Source organism: Nonomuraea sp. KM88, assembly GCF_052245635.1.
Taxonomy (GTDB): Bacteria; Actinomycetota; Actinomycetes; order Streptosporangiales; family Streptosporangiaceae; genus Nonomuraea.
This window is the reverse complement of sequence record NZ_JBQQCC010000001.1, coordinates 342,180-367,453: the sequence shown is the minus strand read 5'-3', so window position 1 is coordinate 367,453 and position 25,274 is coordinate 342,180. Positions and strand designations below refer to the sequence as shown.

General features: G+C 72.3%; 27 protein-coding genes and 1 pseudogene. 15 read left to right on the top strand and 13 right to left on the bottom strand.

Annotated features, from left to right (window positions below; translation table 11 throughout):
* Positions 1-61 precede the first annotated feature (61 nt).
* Complete coding sequence (locus ACTWPV_RS01740; protein ID WP_443150298.1) at positions 62-2,635, top strand: BTAD domain-containing putative transcriptional regulator; 2,574 nt, start codon at positions 62-64, stop codon at positions 2,633-2,635.
* Between the two features lie 245 nt (positions 2,636-2,880).
* Here the strand turns inward: ACTWPV_RS01740 and ACTWPV_RS01735 are convergent.
* Positions 2,881-3,015: pseudogene (locus ACTWPV_RS01735) on the bottom strand (ABC transporter ATP-binding protein); the annotation flags it as partial.
* Positions 3,016-3,292: 277 nt separating this feature from the next.
* On the opposite strand from ACTWPV_RS01735, the gene ACTWPV_RS01730 reads away from it, so the two are divergent.
* From ACTWPV_RS01730 to ACTWPV_RS01690, 9 genes are read left to right on the top strand one after another with little or no spacing between them, the layout of a single operon-like run.
* Positions 3,293-3,595 carry an urease subunit gamma gene (locus tag ACTWPV_RS01730; protein ID WP_132604563.1) on the top strand — a complete coding sequence of 101 codons (303 nt, stop codon included), beginning with the start codon at positions 3,293-3,295 and terminating at the stop codon, positions 3,593-3,595.
* A complete protein-coding gene (locus tag ACTWPV_RS01725; protein ID WP_132517596.1) occupies positions 3,592-3,903 on the top strand; it encodes an urease subunit beta in 312 nt (103 codons plus the stop codon). The genes ACTWPV_RS01730 and ACTWPV_RS01725 overlap by 4 nt, the downstream gene beginning before the upstream one ends.
* On the top strand, positions 3,896-5,605 hold the full coding sequence (locus ACTWPV_RS01720; protein ID WP_443150297.1) for an urease subunit alpha: 1,710 nt from the start codon (positions 3,896-3,898) through the stop codon (positions 5,603-5,605). The genes ACTWPV_RS01725 and ACTWPV_RS01720 overlap by 8 nt, the downstream gene beginning before the upstream one ends.
* Complete coding sequence (locus ACTWPV_RS01715) at positions 5,605-6,426, top strand: urease accessory protein UreF (protein WP_443150296.1); 822 nt, start codon at positions 5,605-5,607, stop codon at positions 6,424-6,426. The genes ACTWPV_RS01720 and ACTWPV_RS01715 overlap by 1 nt, the downstream gene beginning before the upstream one ends.
* A 15-nt stretch (positions 6,427-6,441) precedes the next feature.
* A complete protein-coding gene (gene ureG, locus ACTWPV_RS01710; RefSeq protein ID WP_443150295.1) occupies positions 6,442-7,116 on the top strand; it encodes an urease accessory protein UreG in 675 nt (224 codons plus the stop codon).
* On the top strand, positions 7,116-7,910 hold the full coding sequence (locus ACTWPV_RS01705; RefSeq protein ID WP_443150294.1) for an urease accessory protein UreD: 795 nt from the start codon (positions 7,116-7,118) through the stop codon (positions 7,908-7,910). The genes ureG and ACTWPV_RS01705 overlap by 1 nt, the downstream gene beginning before the upstream one ends.
* A gap of 42 nt (positions 7,911-7,952) precedes the next feature.
* Positions 7,953-8,459, top strand: a complete 507-nt coding sequence (locus ACTWPV_RS01700) for a hypothetical protein (protein ID WP_347641708.1) — start codon at positions 7,953-7,955, stop codon at positions 8,457-8,459.
* Positions 8,460-8,509: 50 nt separating this feature from the next.
* Entirely contained in the window at positions 8,510-9,334 is an 825-nt protein-coding gene (locus tag ACTWPV_RS01695) for a cyclase family protein (protein ID WP_347641707.1), read from the top strand.
* Positions 9,331-10,785 carry an MmgE/PrpD family protein gene (locus tag ACTWPV_RS01690; protein ID WP_443150293.1) on the top strand — a complete coding sequence of 485 codons (1,455 nt, stop codon included), beginning with the start codon at positions 9,331-9,333 and terminating at the stop codon, positions 10,783-10,785. Before ACTWPV_RS01695 ends, ACTWPV_RS01690 begins: the two co-directional genes overlap by 4 nt.
* Positions 10,786-10,818: 33 nt before the next feature.
* Here the strand turns inward: ACTWPV_RS01690 and era are convergent, their stop codons facing one another.
* The 8 genes from era to ACTWPV_RS01650 form a co-directional block, all read right to left on the bottom strand.
* Positions 10,819-11,727, bottom strand: coding sequence for a GTPase Era (gene era, locus ACTWPV_RS01685; protein ID WP_443150292.1), 909 nt, complete (start codon positions 11,725-11,727; stop codon positions 10,819-10,821).
* A gap of 18 nt (positions 11,728-11,745) precedes the next feature.
* Entirely contained in the window at positions 11,746-12,222 is a 477-nt protein-coding gene (locus tag ACTWPV_RS01680; protein ID WP_347641704.1) for an NUDIX domain-containing protein, read from the bottom strand.
* A gap of 1 nt (position 12,223) precedes the next feature.
* Positions 12,224-12,541: a cytidine deaminase gene (locus ACTWPV_RS01675; protein ID WP_443150291.1), complete on the bottom strand. Its 318-nt coding sequence runs from the start codon at positions 12,539-12,541 to the stop codon at positions 12,224-12,226.
* A 101-nt stretch (positions 12,542-12,642) separates the two neighbouring features.
* Positions 12,643-13,278 (bottom strand): hypothetical protein, encoded by a 636-nt coding sequence (locus ACTWPV_RS01670; protein WP_347641702.1) that lies wholly within the window; start codon positions 13,276-13,278, stop codon positions 12,643-12,645.
* Positions 13,279-13,590: 312 nt separating this feature from the next.
* Positions 13,591-14,910 (bottom strand): hemolysin family protein, encoded by a 1,320-nt coding sequence (locus ACTWPV_RS01665; protein WP_443150290.1) that lies wholly within the window; start codon positions 14,908-14,910, stop codon positions 13,591-13,593.
* Positions 14,883-15,359, bottom strand: a complete 477-nt coding sequence (ybeY, locus tag ACTWPV_RS01660) for an rRNA maturation RNase YbeY (RefSeq protein WP_347641700.1) — start codon at positions 15,357-15,359, stop codon at positions 14,883-14,885. Before ybeY ends, ACTWPV_RS01665 begins: the two co-directional genes overlap by 28 nt.
* Complete coding sequence (locus ACTWPV_RS01655) at positions 15,349-16,404, bottom strand: PhoH family protein (protein WP_347641699.1); 1,056 nt, start codon at positions 16,402-16,404, stop codon at positions 15,349-15,351. The genes ybeY and ACTWPV_RS01655 overlap by 11 nt, the downstream gene beginning before the upstream one ends.
* A gap of 117 nt (positions 16,405-16,521) precedes the next feature.
* Positions 16,522-16,866: a histidine triad nucleotide-binding protein gene (locus ACTWPV_RS01650; protein WP_132517572.1), complete on the bottom strand. Its 345-nt coding sequence runs from the start codon at positions 16,864-16,866 to the stop codon at positions 16,522-16,524.
* 281 nt (positions 16,867-17,147) lie between these two features.
* On the opposite strand from ACTWPV_RS01650, the gene ACTWPV_RS01645 reads away from it, so the two are divergent.
* Positions 17,148-17,660, top strand: a complete 513-nt coding sequence (locus tag ACTWPV_RS01645; RefSeq protein ID WP_049573205.1) for a SigE family RNA polymerase sigma factor — start codon at positions 17,148-17,150, stop codon at positions 17,658-17,660.
* Positions 17,657-18,304 carry a hypothetical protein gene (locus tag ACTWPV_RS01640; RefSeq protein WP_443150289.1) on the top strand — a complete coding sequence of 216 codons (648 nt, stop codon included), beginning with the start codon at positions 17,657-17,659 and terminating at the stop codon, positions 18,302-18,304. Before ACTWPV_RS01645 ends, ACTWPV_RS01640 begins: the two co-directional genes overlap by 4 nt.
* A gap of 15 nt (positions 18,305-18,319) precedes the next feature.
* Here ACTWPV_RS01640 and ACTWPV_RS01635 read toward each other — a convergent pair whose 3' ends face one another.
* The 3 genes from ACTWPV_RS01635 to hrcA are packed head-to-tail and all read right to left on the bottom strand — an operon-like array spanning position 18,320 to position 21,217.
* Entirely contained in the window at positions 18,320-19,045 is a 726-nt protein-coding gene (locus ACTWPV_RS01635; RefSeq protein ID WP_443150288.1) for a 16S rRNA (uracil(1498)-N(3))-methyltransferase, read from the bottom strand.
* Between the two features lies 1 nt (position 19,046).
* Entirely contained in the window at positions 19,047-20,192 is a 1,146-nt protein-coding gene (gene dnaJ / locus ACTWPV_RS01630; RefSeq protein ID WP_443150287.1) for a molecular chaperone DnaJ, read from the bottom strand.
* Positions 20,193-20,203: 11 nt separating this feature from the next.
* Positions 20,204-21,217: a heat-inducible transcriptional repressor HrcA gene (gene hrcA / locus ACTWPV_RS01625; protein ID WP_443150286.1), complete on the bottom strand. Its 1,014-nt coding sequence runs from the start codon at positions 21,215-21,217 to the stop codon at positions 20,204-20,206.
* A gap of 560 nt (positions 21,218-21,777) precedes the next feature.
* Here hrcA and ACTWPV_RS01620 point away from each other — a divergent pair.
* The 3 genes from ACTWPV_RS01620 to ACTWPV_RS01610 are packed head-to-tail and all read left to right on the top strand — an operon-like array spanning position 21,778 to position 24,034.
* Positions 21,778-22,305: a hypothetical protein gene (locus ACTWPV_RS01620; protein ID WP_443150285.1), complete on the top strand. Its 528-nt coding sequence runs from the start codon at positions 21,778-21,780 to the stop codon at positions 22,303-22,305.
* Between the two features lie 17 nt (positions 22,306-22,322).
* Complete coding sequence (locus ACTWPV_RS01615) at positions 22,323-23,129, top strand: DUF3097 domain-containing protein (RefSeq protein ID WP_347641693.1); 807 nt, start codon at positions 22,323-22,325, stop codon at positions 23,127-23,129.
* The gene (locus ACTWPV_RS01610) at positions 23,126-24,034 is read left to right on the top strand and encodes a DUF4870 domain-containing protein (RefSeq protein ID WP_443150284.1); all 909 of its coding nucleotides are present in this window, start codon (positions 23,126-23,128) and stop codon (positions 24,032-24,034) included. The genes ACTWPV_RS01615 and ACTWPV_RS01610 overlap by 4 nt, the downstream gene beginning before the upstream one ends.
* Here ACTWPV_RS01610 and hemW read toward each other — a convergent pair.
* Positions 24,031-25,251, bottom strand: a complete 1,221-nt coding sequence (gene hemW / locus ACTWPV_RS01605) for a radical SAM family heme chaperone HemW (protein WP_347641690.1) — start codon at positions 25,249-25,251, stop codon at positions 24,031-24,033. The genes ACTWPV_RS01610 and hemW overlap by 4 nt on opposite strands.
* Positions 25,252-25,274: the final 23 nt, after the last annotated feature.

Below are 25,274 nucleotides of genomic sequence, written 5' to 3'. Positions count from 1 at the left end.
CGGTGTGCCATCCTGATCGACATCTCTCCTCGGAAGCTCGAAGGCTCGAAGGAAGGGTCGTGTGGACTTTCGCATCATGGGGCCGCTCGAGGTGGCCGACGGCGACCGGGATCTGACGCCCACGACGCCCAAGCTCCGTGATCTGCTGGCCATGTTCCTGCTCAACGCCGGCCGGCCGCTGACCGTCGAGCGGCTGCGGCGGCTGTTGTGGCCGCGCGAGGGAGGTGACCGCTCCGACTCTCTCATCCGCGGCTACGTCGGCCGGCTCAGGCAGCTGCTCGGGAAAGACGTGATCGGCACCGTGTCGGGGTCGTACGTGCTGGCCGTCGGCGACGGCGGGCTCGACGTCGACCGGTTCCGGTTACTGGTCGACAAGGGCGCCTACGAGGAGGCGCTGGAGTTGTGGCGGGGCGAGGTCCTGGAGGACGTCGACCCCGAGGGCGAGCGGTGGTCGGAGACGCGCCGGCTGCGCGAGGAGCTCGGCGAGCTGCGGCTGCTCGCCCTTGAGCGCAGGCTGCAGGCCGATCTGGACGCGGGCCGCCATCGCGAGCTGCTGGCCGAGCTGCGCCGGCTGACCCGGCAACATCCGACGTGGCAGCGCTTCCGCGGCCAGTACATGCTGGCCCTCTACCGCAGCGGCCGGCGGGTGGACGCGCTGGCCGCGTACGCGGTGCTGCGCGACCAGCTCGACGGCGGCCACGCGATCGAGCCCGACCCGGAGTTGCAGCTGCTCTACCACCGCATGTTGTACGACGACGCGTCGCTGCACGTGTCAGCGGGCCCGCCGGTGCTGCTGCCGCCCGACGTGGCGGGTTTCACGGGACGGGCCGCCCTGCTCGACCGGGTGATCGGCGGCCAGGTCGTGGTGCACGGCCAGGCGGGTGCGGGCAAGTCGGCGCTGGCCGTGCACGCGGCCTGGCGGGGGCGCGAGAATTTCCCCGACGGCATCCTGTACGCCGACCTGCGCGAGACGACGGCGCCGGCGGCGGTGCTGGAGGACTTCCTGCGCTGGCTGGGCTGCCCGGCCCAGGCGATCCCCGCGTCGCTGGAGCAGCGTGAACGGCTCTTCCGCACGTACGCGGCCGGCCGCGGGCTGCTGGTGCTGCTGGACAACGCCGCGGCCGAGGCCCAGGTGCGGCCGCTGCTGACGTCCTGCCCGACGGTCGTGACCAGCCGTTCCTCGCTCGGCGGGCTGACCGGGGCGCGGCGGTTGTCCATCGGCGTGCTGGACGACGGGGAGGCGCTCGACCTGCTCGCGAGGTGTTCCGGGCGCGCGGCGAGCGACGCCATGCGCAGCCTGGCGCGGTTCTGCGGCGGCCTGCCGATCGCGCTGCGCATCGCCGGCTCCCGGCTGGCGGCCAGGCCGGAGTGGACCGTCGACTATCTGGTGCGCCTGCTGGAGGACGAGCACGAGCGGCTCGACCGGCTGCACGCGGGCGACCAGACGGTCCGCAGCGTGCTCGCGATCGGCTTCGACGGGCTGCCGGAGCCGGCCCGGCTGACGTTGCGCGGGCTCGGCGCGCTGTCGGCGCCCGACTTCGCCGACTGGGTGACCGAGCAGCTCGGCGGGCAGGCCGAGACGCTGGTGGACGCGGGCCTGCTGGAGACGTACGGGGTCGACGTGGCGGGCCAGGTTCGCTACCGGATGCACGATCTGACCAGGTTGTTCGCCCGCGAGCAGCCCGTCCCCGGGGTGCTGGCTAGGCTGGCGGCGGTGGTACTGGACCGGGTGCGGGCGTCGCGGTTCTCCCTGGTGTCGGGCGACCCGGCGACGGCCGTGGCCACCAGGGACATCAGGGAGTCGGTCGAGTGGCTGGCAGCCGAACGGGCGTTCCTGGTGAGCCTGGTCGCCGACCTGCACGCGGCGGGGCTCGACGACGCGTGCTGGCGGCTGGCGCACCTGCTGGGGCCCTTCCTCGAACGCCACCGCTACCTCGACGACTGGCGGGCCGTGACCGGGCCGGCGCTGGAGTCGGCGCGGCGGTCGGCCGACGACGAGGGCGAGGCGCTGATCCTGCTGGATCTGGGCGACCTGCATCTGGCCGAGCGGGAGTGGGAGCGCGCGTACGAACGGCTGGAGCTCGCGCTGGACATGGTCAGGCGGCAGGGCCGCGCGCGCGACGTCAACCACGCCGTACGCCGGCTGGCCCGCGTCCACCTGGAGCTGGGCCGGCTGGATGAAGCCGAGCGGGCGCTGCGCGCCTGCCTGGAGGAGGCCGGCAACGAGCGCGACACGGCCGACGCCGAGCGGGTGCTCGGCGCGGTGCTGCGCCGCGCCGGCCGGCTGGACGAGGCCGGCGGGTTGCTGGCGGCCGCCGTCGGGCGCCTGGCGGAGCTGGGTGACCGGCACCGGCAGGCCGACACCCTGCTCGACCTGTCGGCGGTACGCCTGGCGCAGGCCGCCAGACCGGCCGCCAGGGCCGCCGCCGAGCAGGCGAGGGGCATCGCCGTACGCCTCGGCGACCGGCTGCTCGACGCGCACGCGCTGCTGGCCCTGGCCCGGGTCAACCGGGCGGAGGGCGCGACCGGGCGGGCGCGCGAGCTGGCCGGGGCGGCCCTGGAGGTCTTCGAGGCGACCGGCGACCGGCAGGCCGCCGCGAACACGCGGGCCTTCCTGGCGCAGACTCCGCGGTGACGCCCCCGTCGACCCGCAGCGGGCTTGGGCCTCACACGGCCAGCAGGCGGCGCACGTCCGCGCGGTGCAGGTCCTCGGCCCGGTGACGAGGGCACGGGCCATGGCGAGCTGCTGCTGGCCTCCCGGCAGGTGGCCCGCGCTCCGCTTGAGCAGCGGTTCGAGCGCGGGGAAGAGGTCGAGGGCCTCGTCGACGCCTGCTTGGGCTGCTTGGCGGCCTCCAGGGTCACCAGCGGGTTGCCCTGGACGGACAGCTGGGGGAAACACTGGTGACCCTGCGGTACGTACCCCATGCCGAGCCGCACCCGCTCGTGCGGCTTGAGCCCGGTGACGTCGCGGCCGTCGAACGTGACCGTGCCGGCCACCGCGGGCAGCACCCCCATGACGGTGTCGAGCAGCGTGGTCTTGCCGACGCCGTTGCGTCCATGACGCACACGAGTTGCCCAGGCCCGGCCTCCAGCGAGACGCCGAACAACACGCGCGCCCTTCCGTACCCCGGCTCAAGGCCGGTTACCGACAACATCGCCCGCGTGTAAAGACGCGATTACCCGACGTTCACAGGCGCACTTATCCCGACATACGGCGGTTCAGCGCGAGAGCGAAACCGACCCGACATAGCGCGGCAACACCTAGGAAACGGCCGGTTCCTATGGTCCGGCCATGCGGCTAACCTCACACGAGCAGGAACGGCTGCTCATCCACGTCGCCGCCGGGGTGGCGCGCGAGCGGCAGGCCAGGGGCCTGCGGCTCAACCACCCCGAGGCCACCGCCGTCATCGCGTCGTTCCTCATGGAGGGCGCCAGGGACGGGCGCAGCGTCGCCGACCTGATGGAGGCCGGGCGGTCGGTGCTCGACCGCGCCGACGTCATGGACGGCGTGCCGGAGATGCTGGAGAGCGTGCAGATCGAGGCCACGTTCCCCGACGGCACGAAGCTGGTCACCGTGCACAGGCCGATCCCGTGATCCCGGGCGAGTACGCCCATCCCGAGGGCGCGATCGAGCTCAACCCGGGGCGCGAGCGGGTGACGGTGCGGGTGGTCAACACCGCTGACCGGCCGGTGCAGGTGGGTTCCCACTATCATTTCGCGGCCGCCAACCCGGGGCTGGAGTTCGACAGGAAGGCGGCCTGGGGGATGCGGCTCGACGTGCCGTCGGGGACGGCGATGAGGTTCGAGCCCGGCGTCGAGCGCGATGTGACGCTGGTGCCGATCGCGGGCGGCCGGGTCGTGCCGGGCCTGCGGCAGGAGTGGGCGGGGCCGCTCGATGGGTGACATCGCGCGTGCCCGCTACGCGGCACTCTACGGACCCACCACCGGCGACCGGATCCGGCTGGCCGACACCGACCTGTTCATCGAGGTCACCGAGGACCGCGCGATGGGCCCGGCAGGGGCCGGCGAGGAGGCCGTCTTCGGCGGCGGCAAGGTCATCCGCGAGTCGATGGGCCAGGCGCGGACCACCCGCGCGGAGGGCGCGGCCGACCTGGTCATCACCGGCGCGGTCATCCTCGACCACTGGGGCGTGGTGAAGGCCGACGTCGGCGTCCGCGACGGCCGCGTGTACGCCATCGGCAAGGCCGGCAACCCCGACACGATGGACGGCGTCGACCTGGTCATCGGGCCGTCCACGGAGGTGCTCGCGGGCAACGGCAGGATCCTCACCGCCGGGGCCGTCGACTCCCACGTCCACCTCATCTGCCCGCAACTCCTCGACGAGGCCATCGCGTCGGGGGTCACCACGATCGTCGGAGGAGGCACGGGGCCCGTCGAGGGCACCAAGGCCACGACCGTCACCGGGGCCTGGTACCTCGGCCGGATGCTGGAGTCGCTCGACGCGTACCCGCTGAACTTCGCGCTGCTCGGCAAGGGGAACACGGTCAGCGCCGAAGGGCTGCGCGAGCAGCTCGCGGCCGGAGCCTCCGGCTTCAAGCTGCACGAGGACTGGGGCTCCACGCCCGCCGCCATCGACGCCTGCCTGAGCGTGGCCGACGCGGCGGGCGTGCAGGTGACGCTGCACACCGACACGCTGAACGAGGCCGGGTTCGTCGAGTCGACGCTCGAGGCCATCGGCGACCGCACGATCCACGCGTACCACACGGAAGGGGCGGGCGGCGGGCACGCGCCCGACATCATCCGGGTGGCCGGTCAGGCCAACATCCTGCCGTCCTCCACCAACCCCACCCGGCCGCACACCGCCAACACGCTCGACGAGCACCTCGACATGCTGATGGTCTGCCACCATCTCAACCCGTCGATCCCCGAGGACCTGGCCTTCGCCGAGTCGCGCATCAGGCCCGCGACGATGGCGGCCGAGGACGTGCTGCACGACCTCGGGGCGATCTCGATGATCGGTTCCGACTCGCAGGCGATGGGCCGGATCGGGGAGACGATCATCCGTACGTGGCAGACGGCCCACGTGATGAAGGGGCGGTGGGGGGCGCTCGGCGGAGGGCCGGCGGACAACCTGCGGGCACAGCGCTATATCGCGAAATATACGATATGTCCGGCCATCGCCCATGGGCTGGACGACGAGCTCGGCTCCGTCGAGCCCGGCAAGCTCGCCGATCTCGTGCTGTGGAGCCCCGCGTTCTTCGGGGTCAAGCCCGACCTGGTGCTGAAGGGCGGCGTCGTCGCGTGGGCCCAGATGGGCGACGCCAACGCCTCCATCCCCACGCCCCAGCCGGTGCTGCCCCGTCCCATGTTCGGCGCGTCGCCGGTCACGGCCGCCGCCACCTCGCTCCACTTCGTCGCGCCCGCGGCCCTGGACGCGGGCCTCGCCGACCGTCTCGCGGTGCGCCGCCGCCTGGCGCCCGTCCAGGACGTACGCCGGCGCGGCAAGTCCGCGATGCCCCTCAACGACGCCCTGCCGAGGATCGAGGTCGCGCCCGACACGTTCGAGGTCCGCGTCGACGGCGAGCTCATCGAGCCCGCCCCGGCCGCCCGCCTGCCCATGGCCCAGCGGTACTTCCTCTTCTGATGCACCCCGCCCTGCTCCTCCTCACCGACTCCCGCCTCCCGGCCGGCGGCCACGCCCACTCGGGGGGCGCCGAACAGGCCATCGCCTCGGGGGCGGTGCACGATGTGCCCTCACTCGCGCGCTTCCTGCGCGGCCGCCTCCACACGGCGGGCGCGCTCGCGGCCGTCCTCACCGCCGCCGCCTGCGCCTGCGCCGCCGCTACGCCTCCCGCCACCGCCCCACCACCCGGGCTCCCGGCGGGGGGCGACGCGGGCCCCTGGGCGGTGCTCGGCAGGGAGGTCGACGCCAGGACCGCGTCACCCGCCCAGCGGGACGCCTCCAGGACGCAGGGCAGGCTGCTGCTCAGGGTCGCCCGGCGGGTGTGGCCGTCGCCGGTGCTCGACGAGCTGGCGCGGGCCGTACCGCAGCCGCATCATCCGGTCGCGCTCGGGGTGGCGGCGCACGCGGCGGGAGCGGCACCGGGGGACGCGGCGCTGGCGGCGGCGTACCACGCGGTCAGCGGCCCGGCCACGGCGGCGGTCCGCCTGCTGGGCCTGGATCCGGTCGCCGTGCACGGCCTGCTGGCCGGCCTCACGACCGAGTTGTCCGCCGTGGCCGCCGACGCCCGGACGGCCGTCACGACCGGGCACCCCGGCCCCACCACCCCGCGCGCCCGTCCCGATGGCGCGCACGCGCGCCCGCGTCCCGACCGCCCGGACGCGGGCGCGCGCCCCGGCGGCGCCCAGGTGCGCTGGGCGGCGTTGCCCGCGCACTCGGCGCCCGCCCTCGATCTCCTGGCCGAGCGGCATGCCCGGGCCGGGACCAGGTTGTTCGTCTCCTAGGAAAGGACCTCGACGATGGGCATCCATCACGACGATCACCACCACGCCCCCGACGGCCGGGGCAGGGCGCTGCGGCTCGGGGTCGGCGGCCCCGTCGGCAGCGGCAAGACGGCCCTGGTCGCCGCGCTGTGCCGGACGCTGGGCCCGTCGTTGTCGCTGGGTGTGGTGACGAACGACATCTACACCACCGAGGACGCCGACTTCCTGCGCGGTGCGGGCGTGCTCGACGAGGAGCGCATCCTGGCCGTGGAGACCGGCTGCTGCCCCCACACCGCCATCCGCGACGACATCGCCGCCAACCTCGACGCCGTGGAGACGCTGGAATGCCGGTTCGGCCCGCTGGACCTGGTGATCGTGGAGAGCGGTGGCGACAACCTGACGGCGACGTTCAGCCGAGGGCTGGCCGACCGGCAGATCTTCGTGCTGGACGTGTCGGGCGGCGACAAGGTGCCGCGCAAGGGCGGACCGGGGGTCACGGCGGCGGATCTGCTGGTGGTCAACAAGACCGACCTGGCGTCGATGGTGGGTGCCGACCTGGGCGTGATGGCGCGTGACGCGGCGGCCGTGCGGGGCGAGCGGCCGGTCGTGTTCACCTCGATCAGGCGGGACCCTGCGGCCGGCGACGTGGCGGGCTGGGTCGCGGAGCAGGTGCGCGCCTGGTCGCACGCCCACCCGGCGCCCATCGCCTGATGCCCGGGGACACGGCCCCCGCGCGCGCCTGCTCGGGACGCCGAGCCATGCGGGCGCACGCCGCCGTGGCGACGGCGCAGGCGCGGGACGGCACGACCGTCGTGCGGCGGCTGGCCTCGGCCCCGCCGCTCACGTTGCGCCAGACCGGCCCGTGCGCCGTCCACCTCGTCTCCACCGCGGCCGGTCCGCTCGGCGGCGACCGGCTCGCCTTGGACCTCGACGTCGCCCCGCGCACCACGCTGGAGCTGGGCTCGGTCGCGAGCACCCTGGTCCTGCCCGGCGAGGGCGTGTCGGAGCTGATGGTCACCGCCCGGGTGGGCGCGGGAGCCTCGCTCCGGTTCGCGCCGGAGCCGACGGTGCTCGCCGCCGGGTGCGAACACCGCCTGCTGGTACGGCTGGCGCTGGAGCCGGGCGCGAGCGTGTCGTGGCGGGAGGAGATCGTCTTCGGGCGGCACGGCGAGGCGCCGGGCCGCTGCCATGCTCGCTTCGACGCCACCTGCGACGGCCTGCCGCTGCTCCGGCAGGAGTTCACCGTCGGCGACCCGGACCTCGACGCCTCCCCCGCCGTCTATGGTGCGGCCCGCTGCGTCGGCACCACGTTCCTGACGGCTTGCGCCGGCGAGACGGTCGTGGCCGACGGGGTCGCCGTGCTGCCGCTGGCGGTGTCGGGCACGCTGGTGTCCGCTCTGGCCGCCGACGCGGTGCAGCTGCGCTCGCGGCTGGAGTGGGGAGAACGGGCGGCTCACGAATCGGCGGCGGCTCGCGGGGCGGTGAGGGCTTCGTCGCGTGAGTAGCGGCCGCTGGTGGCGCGGCGGGGCCCGGCTTACCCTGATCGTGTGGCCGACTTTCCGCAGCCCGAGCCCACCAGCCCGACCACCCGCTCACTCGCCCGCTCACCCACCGGGCCGCGCGCCCGCCGCGGCGCCCCGCTGGGCGTCGTGATCGCGGGCGCCCTGCTGATGTCCTGCGCGGTCCTGCCGTGGGCCGGGGTGGAGGCGCGCAGCGAGCTCATCGGTGGTGCGATCGCCGATGACGTCCGCGGCGTCGACGCGGCGGCCGGGGTCTACAGCCTGGTGGCCGGGCTGGCGGCGCTGGCGTGCGGGTTCGCCGGGGTGCTCGGGCGGCCGCGGCTGGCCGCGCTGGCCGCCGTCCCGGGAGGCGCGGCCGTGGTGGTGCTGGTGTCGTTCGTGACCGGCGACCGTGGCCTGCGCGACCGGGTCTCCGTCGACCTCGGCGACCTGCTGTCGATCGAGCCGGTGATCAGGTTCGGCTGGTTCGCGGCGCTGGCGTCGGCCGTCGCGGTGATCCTGCTGGCCGTCGTGGCCCTGGTGCGCCGCGGCTGACGGTCCCGGCAAGGCGCGGACGATGATCGGGTTGCTGCGACAATCTTCGCATGCAGGTTGAACAGACAGGGACGACGCTCTGGCAGCGGCTCGACGGCTCCGAGATCGTGGACCTCGCCCAGCCCATGCGGACGGGCATGCCCCAGTCGCCGAACCATCCCAGGTTCCGGATGGTCATCGAGCGCCGCCACGGCGACATGGTGCGCGAGGACGGCGGGTCGGCCGCCAACGAGCTGATCGTCACCGGCGGGCACGTGGGCACCCACGTCGACGCGCTCGGCCACGTCTCCCACGACGGGCACGCGTACGGCGGGGTCGAGGTCGCGGGCATCCAGTCGCACAAGGGGCTGTCCCGGCTCGGCATCGAGACCTTCCCCCCGTACGTGGGGCGCGGCGTGCTGCTCGACGTGACCGCCGTGCACGGCGTGGACGTGCTGCCCCCCGGATACGAGGTGACCCGCGACGACCTGGAGACGGCGCTGAAAAGGACGGGCGTGGCCATCCGGCCCGGCGACGCGGTGCTGATCGGCACCGGCTGGTCGCTCGAATGGGAAAGACCGTCCCGGTTCGTCGGCGAGGAGGGCGGCGTGCCGGGGCCCGGCGCCGACGCCGCCCGCTGGCTGGTCGAGCGGGGCGTCAAGGTGGCCGGCGGGGAGACCATCGCGTTCGAGCACATCGCGGCGGGACGCGGCCACGCCACGCTGCCGGTGCACCGCATCCTCCTGGTGGAGGCCGGGGTGAACATCGTGGAGACCATGCGGCTGACCCGGCTGCGCGAGGTCGGCGCGACCGAGTTCCTGCTGGTGATCAACCCGCTGCACGTCGTCGGCGCCACCGGCGCCCCCGTACGGCCGCTCGCGGTGCTCGCGTCATGACCGGCCTGCCCGGCGTGACCATCGTCTCCGCCCTCGCCGAGTTCGCCGCGCACGCCCGCGCGGGGCTGCCCGCGCCCGTCATGGACGACGTCACGGGTCGCGTGCTCGACATGTTCGGCAACGGCCTGGCCGCCCTGGAGCTCACCGGCCACGACGAGCCGCACGAGGCGGTCAGGCGGCTGGCCGACCGGTGGGGCGGAGCCGGCGAGTCCTCCGTGCTCGGCCACCCGCTCGCGCTCCCCGCACCGTCGGCCGCCCTGGTCAACGGCACGCTCGCGCACGCACTCGACTTCGACGACACCCACCTGCCCTCGGTGCTCCACCCGTCCGCCTCCGTCGTGCCCGCCGCGCTGGCGGTCGCGGAGTCGGCACGTGCGCCCGGGGCGGCGCTGTGCCAGGCCATCGCCGTGGGCAACGAGATCACCAACCGGCTCGGCATGGCCTCCTACCTGCCCGAGCTGCGCAACTCGCTGTTCTTCGAGAAGGGCTGGCACGCCACGTCCATCTGCGGCACCGTCGGCGCCGCCGCCGCGTCGGCCTTACTCATGAACCTGGACGCCGGCGGCATCACGGCGGCCATGGGCATCGCCGCGAGCATGGGAGCCGGGGTCATCGAGGCCAACCGCACCGGCGGCACCGTCAAGCGCGTCCACTGCGGCTGGGCGGCCCACGCGGGCGTCGTCGCCGCCATGATGGCCGCCGAAGGGGTGACCGGGCCGCCGACGGTCTTCGAGGGGCGTTTCGGCTTCTTCCAGGCGTTCCTCGACGGGCGTTACGACGCGGCCGCGATCACCGACGGGCTCGGCGAGCGGTGGGAGCTCCTGCGTACGGTCTACAAGCCGTACCCGTCCAACCACTTCACCCATCCCGGCATCGACGCGGCGCTCGCGCTGCGGGCCCAGGGGCTGCGGGCCGAGGACGTGGCGGAGATCGAGCTGGGCGTGGCGGCCGCGCCGCTGCGCACGATCGGCGAGCCGTACGAGGAGAAGGTGCGGCCCCGGACTCCGTACCACGCCAAGTTCTCCGGGCCGTACACGGTGGCCAGCGCGCTGGTCGGCGGCGGCGGGCTCGGGCTGCACCTCGACGACTTCACCGAGGCCGCCTTCCGCGACGAGAAGCGGCTCGCCCTGGCCGCCCGGGTGCGGGTGGTGGCCGACGAGGTGTGCACGGAGGAGTTCCCGCTGGCGTTCTCGGCCGTGCTGCGCGTACGGGCCAGGGACGGGCGGCGGCTGGAGCATCGGGTGCACAGCTCGCGGGGCGGGCCCGAGCATCCGCTGAGCATGGACGAGCTGGAGGAGAAGTACCGGCTGAACGCCTCGCGCGTGCTCCCGCCGGAGGCCGTCGCGGCGCTCGCCCGGCAGGTCCGCGGGCTGGCGGCCCGCGACGACGTCACCGGCCTGCTCCAGCCGGCCCTCGCCGCCGCCCGCCCGCCGTCGCCCGCACAGGACTGAACGGCGCCCCGGCACGCCTGCCAGGTCCGCCCGTCAGTCGTAGAAGCCCAGGCGGCGCAGCTGCTTCGGGTCGCGCTGCCAGTCTTTGGCCACGCTGATGCGCAGGTCGAGATAGACCCGCGTGCCCAGCAGCCCTTCGATCTGCTGGCGGGCCTTGGTGCCGACCTCGCGCAGCCGCCCGCCCTTGTGCCCGATGACGATCGCCTTCTGGGACGGCCGCTCCACGAACAGGTGCGCGTAGATGTCGAGCAGGTCGTCGCGGCCCTCCCTGGGCAACATCTCGTCGACGACGACGGCGATCGAGTGGGGCAGCTCGTCACGCACGCCCTCCAGCGCCGCCTCCCTGATCAGCTCGCCGACCAGGATCTGCTCGGGCTCGTCGGTGAGCCGGCCGTCCTCATAAAGCGGCGGCGACTCGGGCATGTGCTCGATCAGCACGTCGGCCAGCACGCCGAGCTGGTCACCCGACTGCGCCGACACGGGCACGATGGCGGCGAACTCCCCCACCTCCGAGACCGCCAGCAGCTGCTCGGCGATCTGCTCCTTGCTCGCCAGGTCGCACTTGGTCACCACCGCGACGACCGGGGTCTTCTTCACCGCCGCAAGCTTGTCGGCGATGAACCGGTCGCCCTTGCCGATCGGCTCGTTGGCCGGCACGCAGAAGCCGATCGCGTCGACCTCGGTCAGCGTGGACAACACCAGGCTGTCGAGCCGCTCGCCGAGCAGCGTGCGCGGGCGGTGCAGCCCCGGCGTGTCGACGATGACGAGCTGGGCGTCGGGACGGTGCACGATGCCCCTGATGACGCGCCTGGTGGTCTGCGGCTTGGACGAGGTGATCGCCACCTTGCTGCCGACGAGGGCGTTCATCAGCGTGGACTTGCCGACGTTCGGCCTCCCCACAAAGCAGGCGAATCCGGCGCGATGGCTGTCTGGCGAAGTCACACTGTGCATTGTGGCCTATCAACCGACGTGTTCACGCCACCAGGCGAACGCCTCCGGCGCCACGAGCGGGGTCCACGGGGTCGTCTTCATCCCGGCGAGCTCCTGCTCCGCCACCCAGCGGAAGTCGTCGATCTCCACGCCGTCGGGCTGGGGACGCCCGGCGACGACCGCGCAGGCGTACGCCGCGATGACGTAGCCGACCTGGTGGCCGTTGGGGTAGACGGTGCGGAACTCGGGGCCGCCGTACACGCCGATCAGGCCCAGCGCCTCGACCTCGAGGCCGAGCTCCTCGTGCAGCTCCCTGACCACGGCGTCCGCCGGCCGCTCGTCCGGGTCGATGCCACCGCCCGGCGCCGCCCAGAGCCCCACGTCGCCGTGCCGGGCCACCAGGAGCCTGCCCTCGTCGTCGAACACGAATCCGGAGGCCGACGGCAGCATCATCAGGTCGGTGCCGACCTTCTCCCGCAGTCGCGCCAGAAAGGGCGACATCGGCATGTCAGCCCCGCACCGTGCCGTCGGGGCCGGCCACGAGCAGCGCCTTCACGCCCAGCTCGGCGGCCACGGCCTCGTCGGCGGCGCTCGGCCCGCCCTCGCTCACCAGCGCGGCGGCCTCCAGCGACCGTGCCCCGCTGGAGATCGCCATGGCCACCGCGACCTGCACGGCCGACAGCGTCAGCGCCTCCAGCGCCACGTTCGTCGCCGCGTAGGTGCGTCCGGTCTCGTCGCGCACGGCGGCTCCTTCCGCGGAGCCGTTGCGGGCCCTGGCGGACCGGGCCAGAACGATGATCTTGCTGTCTTCCGGATCGAGAGTCACGGGACCAGGCTAACGAGTGCCCAGCCGTACGGGTGACGGCGAGGGGCCGGCCTCGCCGGTCCCCGCCATGCCCCGCCGCGGCGGTCGCCGCCATGCCCGCCTCAGCGGTCCTCCGCCATGGTGATGACCGCGTCCACCATCGCACGCGTGCGGTCGGCGTCCACATCCTCAAGGCCGGTGTGCACCACCGACACCAGCGTGTCGCCGGCCCGCGACAGCACCACGTCCATCGCGTACGGGTAGCCGTTCAGCCGGCCGGCCAGCCGCGCGCCCACGGCCTCGTCCCCCACGTCCTCGATCGGCAGCTCGCTCGAGCGCAGGTCGGTGCCGGAAGGGGAGCTGACGCGCCGGCACGACTCCAGCGCGTCGGCCAGTTCGTCGAGGTGGTCGGCCGCCTCGCCGCCGGTGTACCTGGCGAGCGCGACCCCGGCCTGCTCGCCCAGGTCGTCCCCGGCGTAGCTGACCGCCACCTGGGCGGTCAGCGCCTGGCTCGGGGCCCGCCCCTCGGCGGGGCGCAGCATAAGGCGGCAGTTCTTGCCCGCCTTGTCGAACGGTATCCGCCAGGCCTCCCCCGGCCTGGGCGTGAACCCGTCGGGCAGCCGAGGCTCCTCGCTGAGCACCGCGCGCAGCTGCGCCATGACCCCCGGATCAAGGTGGCTCCCCGCTGCCCCGCCGCCGCAGCCGGCCAGGACGCAGGCCAGCAGCCCGCAGCCGACGATCCCTCGTTCGCGCCTCATGATTCCCCCTGGTCGCAGCCTCCCCAACCGGCGAAGCAGCAATCCACCGAAGTTCCCACCAACCCGCAAAAAGGGTGTTCTCATCCGGTTTCCTGGACGAGAACACCCTTGCGCCGACCGACGCCACAGCCCCCTAGCAGGCCGTGACGCCGTCGCCCCCCGGAGCGCCGGCCTGCCGCGAACCCCATCCGGCTTCCGACGCTCCCCGACACCCACCGCACTGGATGTCTTGGTGAGAAGACTGCCGTGCGGAGCTTGCAGACCACTTGTAGAACGCTTGCGGCATCCGTCCGCACAGGTCCCGCTCGCGGGTCACTCCCGCTCGACGGCGGCCGGAACGGCCTCGTCCTCGGGAGGCACCACCCGGCGCACCACCACGGTGCTGATGCGGTTGCGGCGTCCCGCGAGGCTCTCGGCGGTCAGCGAGAGCCCGGCCACCTGCGCGTGCGAGCCGGCGATCGGCACCCGACCGAGCGCGTGGGCCAGCAGGCCGCCGACCGTCTCCACGTCGTCGACCTCGATCTCCGTGTCGAAAAGCTCGCCGAGCTCGTCGACCGGCATGCGCGCGGTCACCCGCATGCCACCGTCGGGCATGGGTTCGACGCGCGGCGCCTCCTGGTCGTACTCGTCGGTGATCTCCCCGACGATCTCCTCCAGGACGTCCTCGATCGTGACCAGCCCGGCCGTGCCGCCGTATTCGTCGATGACGATGGCGATGTGGATCTGCCTGGCCTGCATCTCCCGCATGAGCTGGTCGATGGGCTTGCTCTCGGGCACGTACGCGGCCGGACGCATGATCGACTCGACGGTGTCCTTGCCGCCGCCCTCGCCCGACTCGTGGATCTTGCGGGCGATGTCCTTCAGATAGGCGATGCCGACGACGTCGTCCTCGTTCTCGCCCACGACCGGGATGCGGGAGAACCCGCTCCGCAGCGCCAGCGACAGGGCCTGGCTGATCGTCTTGGCGCGCTCGATGTAGACCATGTCGGTGCGGGGCACCATGACCTCGCGCACCAGCGTGTCGCCCAGCTCGAAGACCGAGTGGATCATCTCGCGCTCGTCGGGCTCGATCACCCTGCGCTCCTCGGCCAGGTCGACCAGGTCACGCAGCTCGGCCTCCGAGGTGAACGGCCCGTCACGGAACCCCTTGCCGGGGGTCAGCGCGTTGCCGAGCAGGATGAGCAGCTTGGGCAGGGGGCCGAAGATGCGGGTCAGGCCGTACACGATCGGGGCGCTGGCCAGCGCGACCGGCTCGGCGTGCTGGCGGCCCAGCGTACGCGGCATGACGCCGACCACCACATAGCTGATCACGATCATCACGACGGCGGCCCAGACGTAGGCCCAGCCCTGGTCGTGCATGAGGTCGATGAACAGCAGGGTGGCGATGACCGTCGCGACCAGCTCGCAGCTCAGCCTGAGCAGCAGCAGCAGGTTGAGGTAGCGCGGCGGGTCGTTGACGATGGCCTGCAGCCGCCCCGCACCCCGCCGGCTCTCGCGCGCGTATTCCTCGGCGCGCACCCTGGAGATGCGCGTCAGTGCCGTTTCCGCACTGGCGATCAGGCCACCGATGATCACGAGGGCGATGACCAGCAACAACCAGGCGTTCACCGCGAGTTGCGCACCTCCTGCCACGACTCGAGGAGCCGGGCCTGCAAGCCGAACATCTCCTTGTGCTCCTCAGGCTCGGCGTGGTCGTAGCCGAGCAGGTGGAGGATGCCGTGGGTGCACAGCAGCTCCAGCTCGTCGGCGGCGCCGTGACCCGCCTCGGCCGCCTGCCTGGCGGCCACGTGCGGGCAGAGCACGACGTCGCCCAGGAGCGCGGGATCGGCGGCGCCGTCGGCCTCGCCGCGCGCGCCGCCGCCGGGACGCAGCTCGTCCATCGGGAAGGCCAGCACGTCGGTCGGGCCCGGCTCACCCATCCACTTCTCGTGCAGCTCGGCCATGGTGTCCTCGTCGACCATCACGATGGACAGCTCGGCGAGCGGGTTGATGCCCATCTCGCCGAGCACGTGGGCGGCCAGGGCGCCGAGAGACTCCTCGTCGACCTCGACGCCGGACTCGTTGTTCAGCTCAATGCTCACGGTCGCTCACCCGCCGCTTCCCCCGCTGCTGGACGGGCTTCAGCTCCTGGGCGGCCCGGGTGGCGTCGTAGCGCCCGTAGGCGTCGACGATGTCGCTCACCAGCTTGTGGCGTACGACGTCGGAGCTGCTCAGCCGGGAGAAGTGGATGTCGGGGATGCCGTCGAGGATCTCCTGCACCACCCTCAGCCCGCTCACCGTGCCCGAGGGCAGGTCGACCTGCGTCACGTCGCCCGTCACCACGATCTTGGAGTTGAACCCGAGCCGGGTGAGGAACATCTTCATCTGCTCGGCCGAGGAGTTCTGTGCCTCGTCGAGGATGATGAACGCGTCATTGAGGGTACGGCCACGCATATATGCCAGCGGCGCGACCTCGATCGTGCCCGCGGCCATCAGCTTGGGGATCGAGTCGGGATCGATCATGTCGTGCAGCGCGTCGTAGAGCGGCCGCAGGTAGGGGTCGATCTTCTCGTAGAGGGTGCCGGGCAGGAAGCCGAGCCGCTCTCCCGCCTCGACCGCGGGCCGGGTCAGGATGATCCGGTTGACCCGCTTCTCCTGCAGCGCCCGCACGGCCTTGGCCATCGCGAGATAGGTCTTGCCGGTGCCCGCGGGGCCGATGCCGAACACGACCGTGTGCTTGTCGATCGCGTCGACGTAGCGCTTCTGGTTGACCGTCTTCGGCCTGATCGTGCGGCCACGGGAGGAGAGGATGTCGAGGGAGAGCACCTCGGCGGGGCGGTCGGAGGTCATGCGGAGCATGGCGATGCTGCGCTCGACCGCGTCGGGCGTGAGCTCACCGCCGCTGCGCAGCACCTCCACGAGCTCCTCGAAGAGCCGCACCACGGTGCCGCTCTCGTCGGGAGAGCCCGTGACGGTGATCTCGTTGCCGCGTACGTGGATGTCGGCCTTGAAGGCGCCCTCGATGACGCGAAGCAGCTCGTCACCGGAGCCGAGGAGGCTGACCATCGGGTATTCGTCCGGAATCAGCACCTTGGCTTGTGTGCGCGAGGGAGGTGCCGTGCGTCGGGATTCGTGTAGTTCGGACATGGGCAGGCCAGCGGCCTGATGCCTCCCGGTCTCTTTCGGTGTCTTCTGAGCCCATCGTATCCGGGACGACGCCGAATGCTCGCGTCAATATCACCGGGTTGGGCAGCAGAGGTCCGGCTAACCCGGCGGCCACGTCAGCGCACGCCCGCCCAGGACGTGGGCGTGCACGTGGAAGACGGTCTGCCCGGCGCCCGGCCCGGTGTTGAACACCACGCGGTAGCCCTCCTCGGCCACGCCCTCCATGACGGCCACGGCGTGGGCGGCCTTGAGCACCTCGTCGGCCAGCCCGTCGTCGGCGTCGGCGAGCGCCGCCGCGTCGGAGTAGTGGCCCTTCGTGATGACCAGCACGTGGGTGGGGGCCTGCGGGTTGATGTCGCGGAACGCCAGTGCCCTGCCGGTCTCGTAGACGATCTCGGCCGGGATCTCCTTGGCCACGATTTTGCAGAAGAGGCAGTCGTTCACACCGGTACCCTATCGACAGCCTCGCCGTCAGGAGTCCGTTGCGAATCGGTAATCAGCTGTGTCGTGCGCAGGAAGATCCACGCGGTTAGGGTGAGTGTGCGACACTTCAGCAAAAAAGAACACGATTCAGGGTCGGGCGAGCGCCACCTGGCGAGGAACACGACTGGGTAATGCACCCTAAGGAACCGGGGAAACCTCAAGAACCGGAAGAGCGTAAACCCTCTGGGAAGGCCGCGCGTCCCACTGATGTGACCACCGAAACCCTTCTGGCCGACAGGTCGATGGGGGCGGTGCCGGTCGGGTGGGATGCCGACATGGCCGTTACCGCGCTCTACAGCGCGCATTTCCGGTCGTTGGTGCGTCTCGCTGTGTTGCTGGTGCGCGACATGGCAACCGCCGAGGAAGTCGTGCAGGATGCGTTCGTCGCCATTCATGGCGCGTGGCGTAGGCTGCGTGATCCCGACAAAGCACTCGCCTACCTGCGTCAATCCGTCGTCAACCGGTCCCGCTCCGTGCTGCGTCACCGCGCGGTCGTCGAGAAATACGCCCCCAAGGGCCTGCCTGACGCCCCGAGCGCCGAGAACGGCGCGATCGGCGAGCTGGAACGCTCCGCCGTCATCGAGGCGTTACGAGCCCTGCCGACCCGACAGAGAGAAGCACTGGTCCTACGCTATTACGGTGATCTGTCCGAAGCTGAGATCGCTCACGCCATGGGCATCAGCAAGGGGGCGGTCAAGAGCCACACCGCTCGTGGCATGGCCGCGTTGCGATCCGTTCTGGAGAAAATGTCATGACCCAGCCCCCCGACGAGTACGGCGACGCGCTGCGTCGTGCGCTCCGTGCGGAGGCGGATGCGGTCGTGCCCTCGCCGGAAGGACTGGAGATCATCCGTGCCCGCATCGAGCGGCGCGGCGTTCGTAACCTGTTCTGGTGGCGCGCGGGGGCGGCCGCCGCCAGTGCCCTGCTCGTGGCGGGGACGATCGTGATGATGGTTCCCGGGCTGCGCTCCCAGATCACCGAGGAGAGCTCCGTCCAGCCCGCCGGTGTCGAGTCCTCCGAGGTCCCGTCCAACTCCTCCACCACCCGCTCGCACGAGCCCCCGCCGAAGAAACCCGTCCCCTCGCGCTCCGAGGTCGTCTTCGTGCCGCCCGAGTCGAAGTCCCCGACGCCGCGGGCCTCGAAGACGGCCGACTCGACCAGGGCGCCGTCGCCCTCGTCCAGCCCCACGTCCACCCCGTGCCCTTCGGCGACCGTCGTGCCGGCCGAGCCGGCGCCCGACTGCCCCACGAGCACCCCCAGCCCGACGCCCGCCCCGGAAGAGACGTCCATGGAGCCCACGGCGTGCCCGATGGAGGAGTGCCCGCCTGGCGACGTCGTGGAGGAGACGCCCACCGGCGGCAGCAGCCCGCTCCTCGACGCCTCCCAGCCGGCGCCCTGACGGCCCTCAGAGGCCCTACCAGCGCCCCGTACGCGTCATCAGCACGGCCGCCGCCGCCACGCCCGCCGTGGACGTACGCAGGACCGTGGGCCCCAGCAGCACCGGCACAGCCCGCGCCGCGCGGAACCTGTCGAGCTCGTCCGCTGAGACACCGCCCTCAGGCCCCACGACCACCACGATGTCGCCGCCCTCCGGCAACTCCACGCCCGACAGCGGCTCGGCCGCCTCCTCGTGCAGCACCAGCCCCAGCGCCGCCTCCGACAGCAGCCGCTCGACCTGGGAGGTGGAGGCGAGGTCGGCGACCTCGGGCAGGCGGAACCTGCGGGCCTGCTTGCCCGACTCACGAGCCGTGGACCGCCAGCGCCCCAGCGCCTTGGCGACCTTGTCGCCCTTCCACTGCGTGACGCTCCGGGCGGCCGACCACGGCACGATCACGTCGACGCCCGCCTCGGTCATCATCTCGACCGCCAGCTCGCCCCTGTCGCCCTTGGGCAGCCCCTGGACGACGACCAGCCGCCGGCCGGGCGGCTCGACGGTGTGCCGGCCGATCACGTCGAGCCTGAGCGCGTCCTTCAGCACCTCGCGTACGACGCACTCGGCGACGGAGCCGGCGCCGTCGGTCAGGTCGACCCGCTCGCCGGCCCGCAGGCGCCTGACCGAGGCCGCGTGGCGCCCCTCCGGGCCGTCGAGCGTCAGCTCCGTGCCGTCCAGCTCCCGCGACAGGAAGACGGGGACGGTCACGTCACCTGCCGTTGAAGGCGTCGCGCAGCCGGGAGAAGAAGCTCTGCTGCCCGGGGGCGAACTTGCCGGGAGGACGCTCCTCGCCGCGCTGCCTGGACAGCTCGCGCAGCAGCTCCTCCTGCGCCGTGTCGAGGCGGGTCGGCGTCTCGACGTTGACGTGGATCAGCAGGTCGCCCCTGCCGGACTCGTTGAGCCGCTGCACGCCGCGCCCGTACATCGTGATGACCTGACCTGACTGGGTGCCCGGGCGGACGTCGATCTCCTCGGCGCCGTCGAGCGTCTCCACCGTCAGCACCGTGCCCAGCGCGGCGGCCGTCATCGGGATCTGCACGGTGCAGTGGAGGTCGTCGCCGCGCCGTTCGAAGATCTCGTGAGGCCGCTCGACGATCTCGAGGAACAGGTCTCCGGGCGGGCCGCCTCCGGGACCGACCTCGCCCTCGCCGGCGAGCTGGATGTGGGTGCCGTCCTCGACGCCCGCGGGGATGCGGACCTTGATCGTCCGCCGGGTGCGCACCCGGCCGTCGCCCGAGCACTCCTGGCAGGGGTTGCGGATGATGGTGCCGAACCCGCCGCACTGCGGGCACGGCCGCGAGGTCATGACCTGGCCCAGGAACGAGCGGGTGACCTGGGAGATCTCGCCGCGCCCGTTGCACATGTCGCACGTGTTGGGGTGGGTGCCGGCCGCCGCGCCCGCGCCCTGGCACACCTCGCAGATCACGGCCGTGTCGACGACCAGCTCGCGGGTGGTGCCGAAAGCGGTCTCGCGCAGGTCGAGCTCGACCCTGATGGTGGCGTTGCGGCCCCTGCGGGCACGCGAACGGGGGCCCCTGGCGCCGGCCGCGGTGCCGAAGAAGGCGTCCATGATGTCGCTGAAGGGGAAACCCGCGCCGAACCCGCCGGCTCCGGCGCCCGCACCCGCTCCGGCGCCGCTGAAGGGGTCGCCGCCCAGGTCGTACATCTGGCGCTTGTTCGGGTCGGACAGCACCTCGTAGGCCTGCGTGATCTCCTTGAACCTGTCCTGAGTCTCAGGATCGGGGTTCATGTCGGGATGCAGCTCGCGGGCGAGCCGGCGGTAGGCCTTCTTGATCTCGTCCTGACTGGCGTCAGGGCGCACCCCGAGGGTGGCGTAATAGTCGCTGTTTGCCACTTATCGACCTCTTAAGATGCAGCCAGGATCTGGCTGACGTAGCGTGCCACCGCGCGCACGGCGCCCATCGTCACTGGATAATCCATCCTCGTGGGTCCCAGCACCCCGAGCCGGGCCAGTTGGTTGTCGCCAGAACCGTATCCGGTCGCGACGATGGATGTGCCCCGCAGGTAGGGGTTTTCCGAGCCGATGCGCACGGTGAGCGTGGACGGGGTGTCGGACGTGGTCTCGCCGAGCAGCCGCATGAGCACCACCTGCTCTTCCAGCGCCTCCAGCACGTCGCGGAGGCCGGTGGAGAAGTCGGCGCCGGCGAGGTTGGCCGCCCCGGCGAACACGATCTTCTCGTCGTGCCGCTCCACGAGGGTCTCGAGCAGCACCGACAGGATCGTCGCCACGGCGGGCCGGTCTTCGGCGGGCAACCGCTCAGGCAGGTCGGCCACCAGGTCGGGCACGCTGGTCAGGCCGCAGCCGTCGAGGCAGGAGTTGAGCACGGCGCGCAGGTGCGCGATCCGCGCCTCCTCCACCACCTCGGGCAGCTCGATCACGCGCTGCTCGACGCGGCCGGTGTTGGTGATCAGCACGAGCATGACCCGCCGGTCGTTCAGCGGGACGAGCTCGACGTGCCGCACCGTCGAACGGGTCAGCGTCGGGTATTGCACCACCGCCACCTGCCTGGTCAGCTGCGCGAGCAGGCGAACCGTGCGGGTCACCACGTCGTCGAGGTCGACCGCGCCGGCCAGGAACGTCTCGATCGCCCGGCGCTCGGCCCCCGACAGCGGCTTGACCTGCGAGAGCCGATCGACGAACAGGCGATAGCCCTTGTCCGTCGGCACCCGGCCCGCGCTGGTGTGCGGCTGCGTGATGTATCCCTCCTCCTCCAGCGCCGCCATGTCGTTCCTGACGGTCGCCGGGGAGACCTTCAGATTGTGGCGATCGGCCAGCGCTTTGGAGCCCACCGGTTCGTTGGTCGACACGTAGTCTTCGACAATGGCGCGGAGCACCGCCAGCTTCCGTTCGTCAAGCACGCGCTCACCTCCTGCCCTCGTGCCACGGGGAAGACACAGGCTCTAGCACTCTGTGTTCCCGAGTGCCAAGTGTACGGCTCTCGCCCACAAGGTGCGATAACACCGTGTCCCGTCCTGCTTCTAGCTTCCGGGAAGGGACAGGCCTCACACTTGCGCACATGACCGACGATTCCCAGCCCCCGTCGTCCGACCAGCCGCCAGGGCAGGATCCCGACCAAGGTCAGCCCCAACCCCCGCAGTACGGCCCGCGACCGGGCTCCCAGCCGGGCTACGGCCCTCAGCCGGGCTCACAACCCGGCTACGAGCCTCAGGCGGGCTCACAGCCTGGTTACAGTCCACCGCCTCAGTTCGGGCATCCATCGCCACCCTATGATCAGCCCTCGGGCTACGGTCAGCCTTCGCCCCACGGGCAACCGCCGTACCACAGCGGGCCGTACGCGCGACAACCGCACCACAGCCAGCCCGGGCCGTACGCGCAGCAACCCCAGTACGGCCCGCAGCCGCGGTACGGACCTCATGGCGGGCAACCCCAGTTCCCGCCCCGCATCGACCCGAAGGCCGTGACGCCGCCCCTGTGGTGGCTCGGAGCCGTCTGGGGCGTGGCCGTCGTGTGCCTGATCACCGCCGCCGTCATGTTCGGCGGCGGGGCCGACGCGTCCGGCCTGGCGCCGACCAAGGCGTTCGCGTCCGGCGAAAGCGTCACGGTGCCGATCGACCCCGCGGACAGGCCGGCCGTCTACATCGCCAGCGACACGGCCGTCCACTACGCGTGCGAGATCTCCGGACCGGCCAGGCTGGCCAAGACCACGGGCCTCCCGAGGGTCACGGAGGGCGGCACGGTCTGGCAGCAGTTCCTCGTCATCAACGCGCCCGCCAGGGGCGACTACCAGCTGATCTGCACCCACCAGGAGCAGGCCACCGTACGGTACGGCGTCGGGAAGGACGCCTCCTCCACGGGCGGGGGGACGACCGCCCCGTTGCAGGTCGGCGGCGCGGGACTGCTCGCCGCGGTCATCGGCACGGCCGTCGTCCTGGCGGGCCGGGGTGCGTCGCGCAGGCGCCTTGCGGTCGGCGCGGTCGGCGGGTGATTTGCTACCGTCCCCGTGTGTACGAGGGCGATGTACTGGCGGGGAATTGGCGTCGGCCGGGCAAGGGGAAGATCCCGAAAGTGCCCGCCGAGCTGGAGCTCGTCGTGGAAGATGCCGACAGCGGCTTCTGCGGCGCGGTGGTGGCCTGTGACAAGGAGGCCGTCACGCTCGAAGACCGGTTCGGCAAGCGCCGGTTGTTCCCGCTCGCGCCCGCGGCGTTCCTGCTCGAGGGCAAGCCCGTGACACTCGTGCGCCCGGCGGCGGCCCCCGCGGGCACCAGACGCAGCGCGTCGGGCTCGATCGCCGTCCAGGGGCTGCGGGCCAGGGTGGCCAGGGAGAGCCGGATCTACGTGGAGGGTGTGCACGACGCTGCCCTCGTGGAGAAGATCTGGGGTCACGACCTGCGGGTCGAAGGGGTCGTGGTCGAATACCTGGAGGGCGTGGACGATCTTCCCGCCATCGTGGCGGAGTTCGGTCCCGAGCCTGGCCGCCGTCTCGGGGTGCTGGTCGACCACCTCGTGCCCGGTTCCAAGGAGAGCCGGATCGCCGCCGAGATCACCTCACCGGACGTGCTCGTCGTGGGGCACCCCTACGTCGACATCTGGCAGGCGGTCAAACCGTCCGTGCTGCGCATCCCCGGCTGGCCCGACGTGCCGCGCGGCGTGCCGTGGAAGGAAGGCGTGATCGCGGCCCTGGGCTGGCGCATGGAGCCCGCGCAGGCATGGCGGCGCATCCTCGGCGCCGTCTCGAGCTACACCGACCTGGAGCCGGAGCTGCTCGGCCGGGTCGAAGAACTGATCGACTTCGTGACGGAGGCATCATGAGCCAGGATCCCCAGCCGCCGCCTGACGACGAACGCACCCGCAAGGTGCCCGCGTCGGACCTCCAGCCGGACCACGGCTCCGGCCCTCAGCCCCCGGCCCCCGGCCACCACCCGGGTTACGGCGGCCAACCCGGCTCCCACCCCGGCTACGGCCCTCAGCAGGCCTCCCAACCCGGCTACGGCCCCCAACCAGGATCCCAACCCGCATACGGCGGCCACCCCGGCTACGGTTCCCAACCGCAATCCCAGCCCGGCTACGGCGGCCAACCCGGATACGCCCAGCAACCCGGTTCCCAGCCCGGCTACGGCGGGCAGCCCGGCTATACGGGCCGGCCCGGGTACGGCGCCCAGCCAGGGTACGGCCCGCAACCCGGGTCCGAGCCCGCCTACGGCGAGCAGCCCTACGGCCGGATGCCCGACTCCGAGCCGATCTACGGACCCCAGCCGCCCGGCTACGGTCCGCCTCCCGGTTACGCACCACCGCCCGGCCAGGGCCAGGCCCCGGGATACGGCTCTCCCCCGCCCGGCTACGCCTACCCCCGGGGCCCGCACGAGCCGTACGTCCCCGGCCGTTTCGGCCCTCGCCCGGGCACCGACGACACCTCGCTGGCGATGATCGCGCACCTGCTGGGCCTGCTGGCCTCCTGGATCGGTCCGCTGGTCATCTACCTCATGAAGAAGGACGAGTCGCCGTACGTGCGGGACCAGGCGGCCGAGGCGCTCAACTTCCAGATCACGATGTTCATCGGCTATCTCGTCTCGAGCATCCTGATGATCGTCTTCGTCGGCATCCTGCTGCTGCCGGTGGTCTGGATCGTGTCGTTGATCTTCCACATCCAGGCGGCGATGGCCACGAACAAGGGGCAGATGTACCGCTATCCGTTCGCCATCCGCATGATCACCTAGACGAGCAGATCCCTGATGAGGGCGTCGGCCAGCAGCCGGCCCTGGAGGGTGAGCACCATCAGCCCCGACCTGAACGGCCCGGGCTCGAGCAGCCCCCGCGCCAGCGCGCTCGCCACAGCGGGACGCGCGGCGGGCGCGACCTCGGCGAGCGGGTAGCCGGACGCCAGCCGCAGCTCCAGCATCAGGCGCTCGGCGTCGCGGTCATCGGTGTCCAGCACCTCGCGGGCATGCGCGGGCGAGGCGCCGCCGGCCAGCCGCTGGGCGTAGGCGGCCGGGTGTTTGACGTTCCACCAGCGGGTGCCGCCGACGTGGCTGTGCGCGCCCGGACCGGCGGCCCACCAGTCTCCGCCGGTCCAGTAGAGCAGGTTGTGCCGGCAGCGCGCCGCGTCGGAGGTGGCCCAGTTGGACACCTCGTACCAGTGGAGACCTGCCTGCGACAACATCTCGTCGGCGATCAGGTAGCGGTCGGCGGCCACGTCGTCGTCGGGCATCGGCAGCTCGCCCCGCCGGATCCTGGCCGCCAGCCTGGTGCCGTCCTCGACGATCAGCGAGTACGCCGACACGTGGTCGGGCCCGGCCTCGATCGCCGCGTCCAGCGAGGCCCTCCAGTCGTCGTCGGACTCGCCGGGCGTGCTGTAGATCAGGTCGAGGTTGACGTGCTCGAACCCGGCCGCCCGCGCCTCCTTCACGGCCGCGGCGGCCCGCCCCGGCGTGTGCCCGCGGTCGAGCACCTGGAGCACGTGCTCGCGGACGCTCTGCATGCCGAAGCTGACCCGGTTGAACCCGCCGTGGCGGAGTTTGTCGAGGGAGGACGGGGTGACGGACTCCGGGTTGGCCTCGGTCGTCACCTCGGCCCCCGGCCGCAGCCCGAACTCCGAGCCGATCGCGCCAAGGATCCTGGCCAGGTCTTCCGGAGGAAGCAGAGTGGGGGTTCCCCCGCCGAAGAACACCGTCTCCACCGGCAGCTCGGCCGTGCCCAGGACGCGGCGCGCGAGCCGGATCTCCTCGACGACCGTGTCGGCGTAGTCGCGGTGGGAGGCACCGGGGCCGAGCTCGGCGGCGGTGTAGGTGTTGAAGTCGCAGTAGCCGCAGCGGGTGACGCAGAACGGCACGTGCACGTAGAAGCCGAACGGACGCTCGCCGAGCCCGCTCAGGGCGCTCGCGGGCAGCTCGCCCGTGGCGGGCGCGGGATCGCCGTCAGGCGGGGTGGATGGCACGCCTTCCAGTCTGCCCGCCCCGC

Excerpts from the sequence above, each read along its gene's own strand:
- ACTWPV_RS01730 (WP_132604563.1), top strand. The coding sequence starts at position 3,293 with ATGCGGCTAACCTCACACGAGCAGGAACGGCTGCTCATCCACGTCGCC.
- ACTWPV_RS01720 (WP_443150297.1), top strand. The coding sequence starts at position 3,896 with ATGGGTGACATCGCGCGTGCCCGCTACGCGGCACTCTACGGACCCACC.
- ACTWPV_RS01715 (WP_443150296.1), top strand. The coding sequence starts at position 5,605 with ATGCACCCCGCCCTGCTCCTCCTCACCGACTCCCGCCTCCCGGCCGGC.
- ureG (WP_443150295.1), top strand. The coding sequence starts at position 6,442 with ATGGGCATCCATCACGACGATCACCACCACGCCCCCGACGGCCGGGGC.
- ACTWPV_RS01705 (WP_443150294.1), top strand. The coding sequence starts at position 7,116 with ATGCCCGGGGACACGGCCCCCGCGCGCGCCTGCTCGGGACGCCGAGCC.
- ACTWPV_RS01695 (WP_347641707.1), top strand. The coding sequence starts at position 8,510 with ATGCAGGTTGAACAGACAGGGACGACGCTCTGGCAGCGGCTCGACGGC.
- ACTWPV_RS01690 (WP_443150293.1), top strand. The coding sequence starts at position 9,331 with ATGACCGGCCTGCCCGGCGTGACCATCGTCTCCGCCCTCGCCGAGTTC.
- ACTWPV_RS01680 (WP_347641704.1), bottom strand. The coding sequence starts at position 12,222 with ATGCCGATGTCGCCCTTTCTGGCGCGACTGCGGGAGAAGGTCGGCACC.
- ACTWPV_RS01670 (WP_347641702.1), bottom strand. The coding sequence starts at position 13,278 with ATGAGGCGCGAACGAGGGATCGTCGGCTGCGGGCTGCTGGCCTGCGTC.
- ACTWPV_RS01655 (WP_347641699.1), bottom strand. The coding sequence starts at position 16,404 with ATGTCCGAACTACACGAATCCCGACGCACGGCACCTCCCTCGCGCACA.
- ACTWPV_RS01645 (WP_049573205.1), top strand. The coding sequence starts at position 17,148 with ATGGGGGCGGTGCCGGTCGGGTGGGATGCCGACATGGCCGTTACCGCG.
- ACTWPV_RS01640 (WP_443150289.1), top strand. The coding sequence starts at position 17,657 with ATGACCCAGCCCCCCGACGAGTACGGCGACGCGCTGCGTCGTGCGCTC.
- ACTWPV_RS01610 (WP_443150284.1), top strand. The coding sequence starts at position 23,126 with ATGAGCCAGGATCCCCAGCCGCCGCCTGACGACGAACGCACCCGCAAG.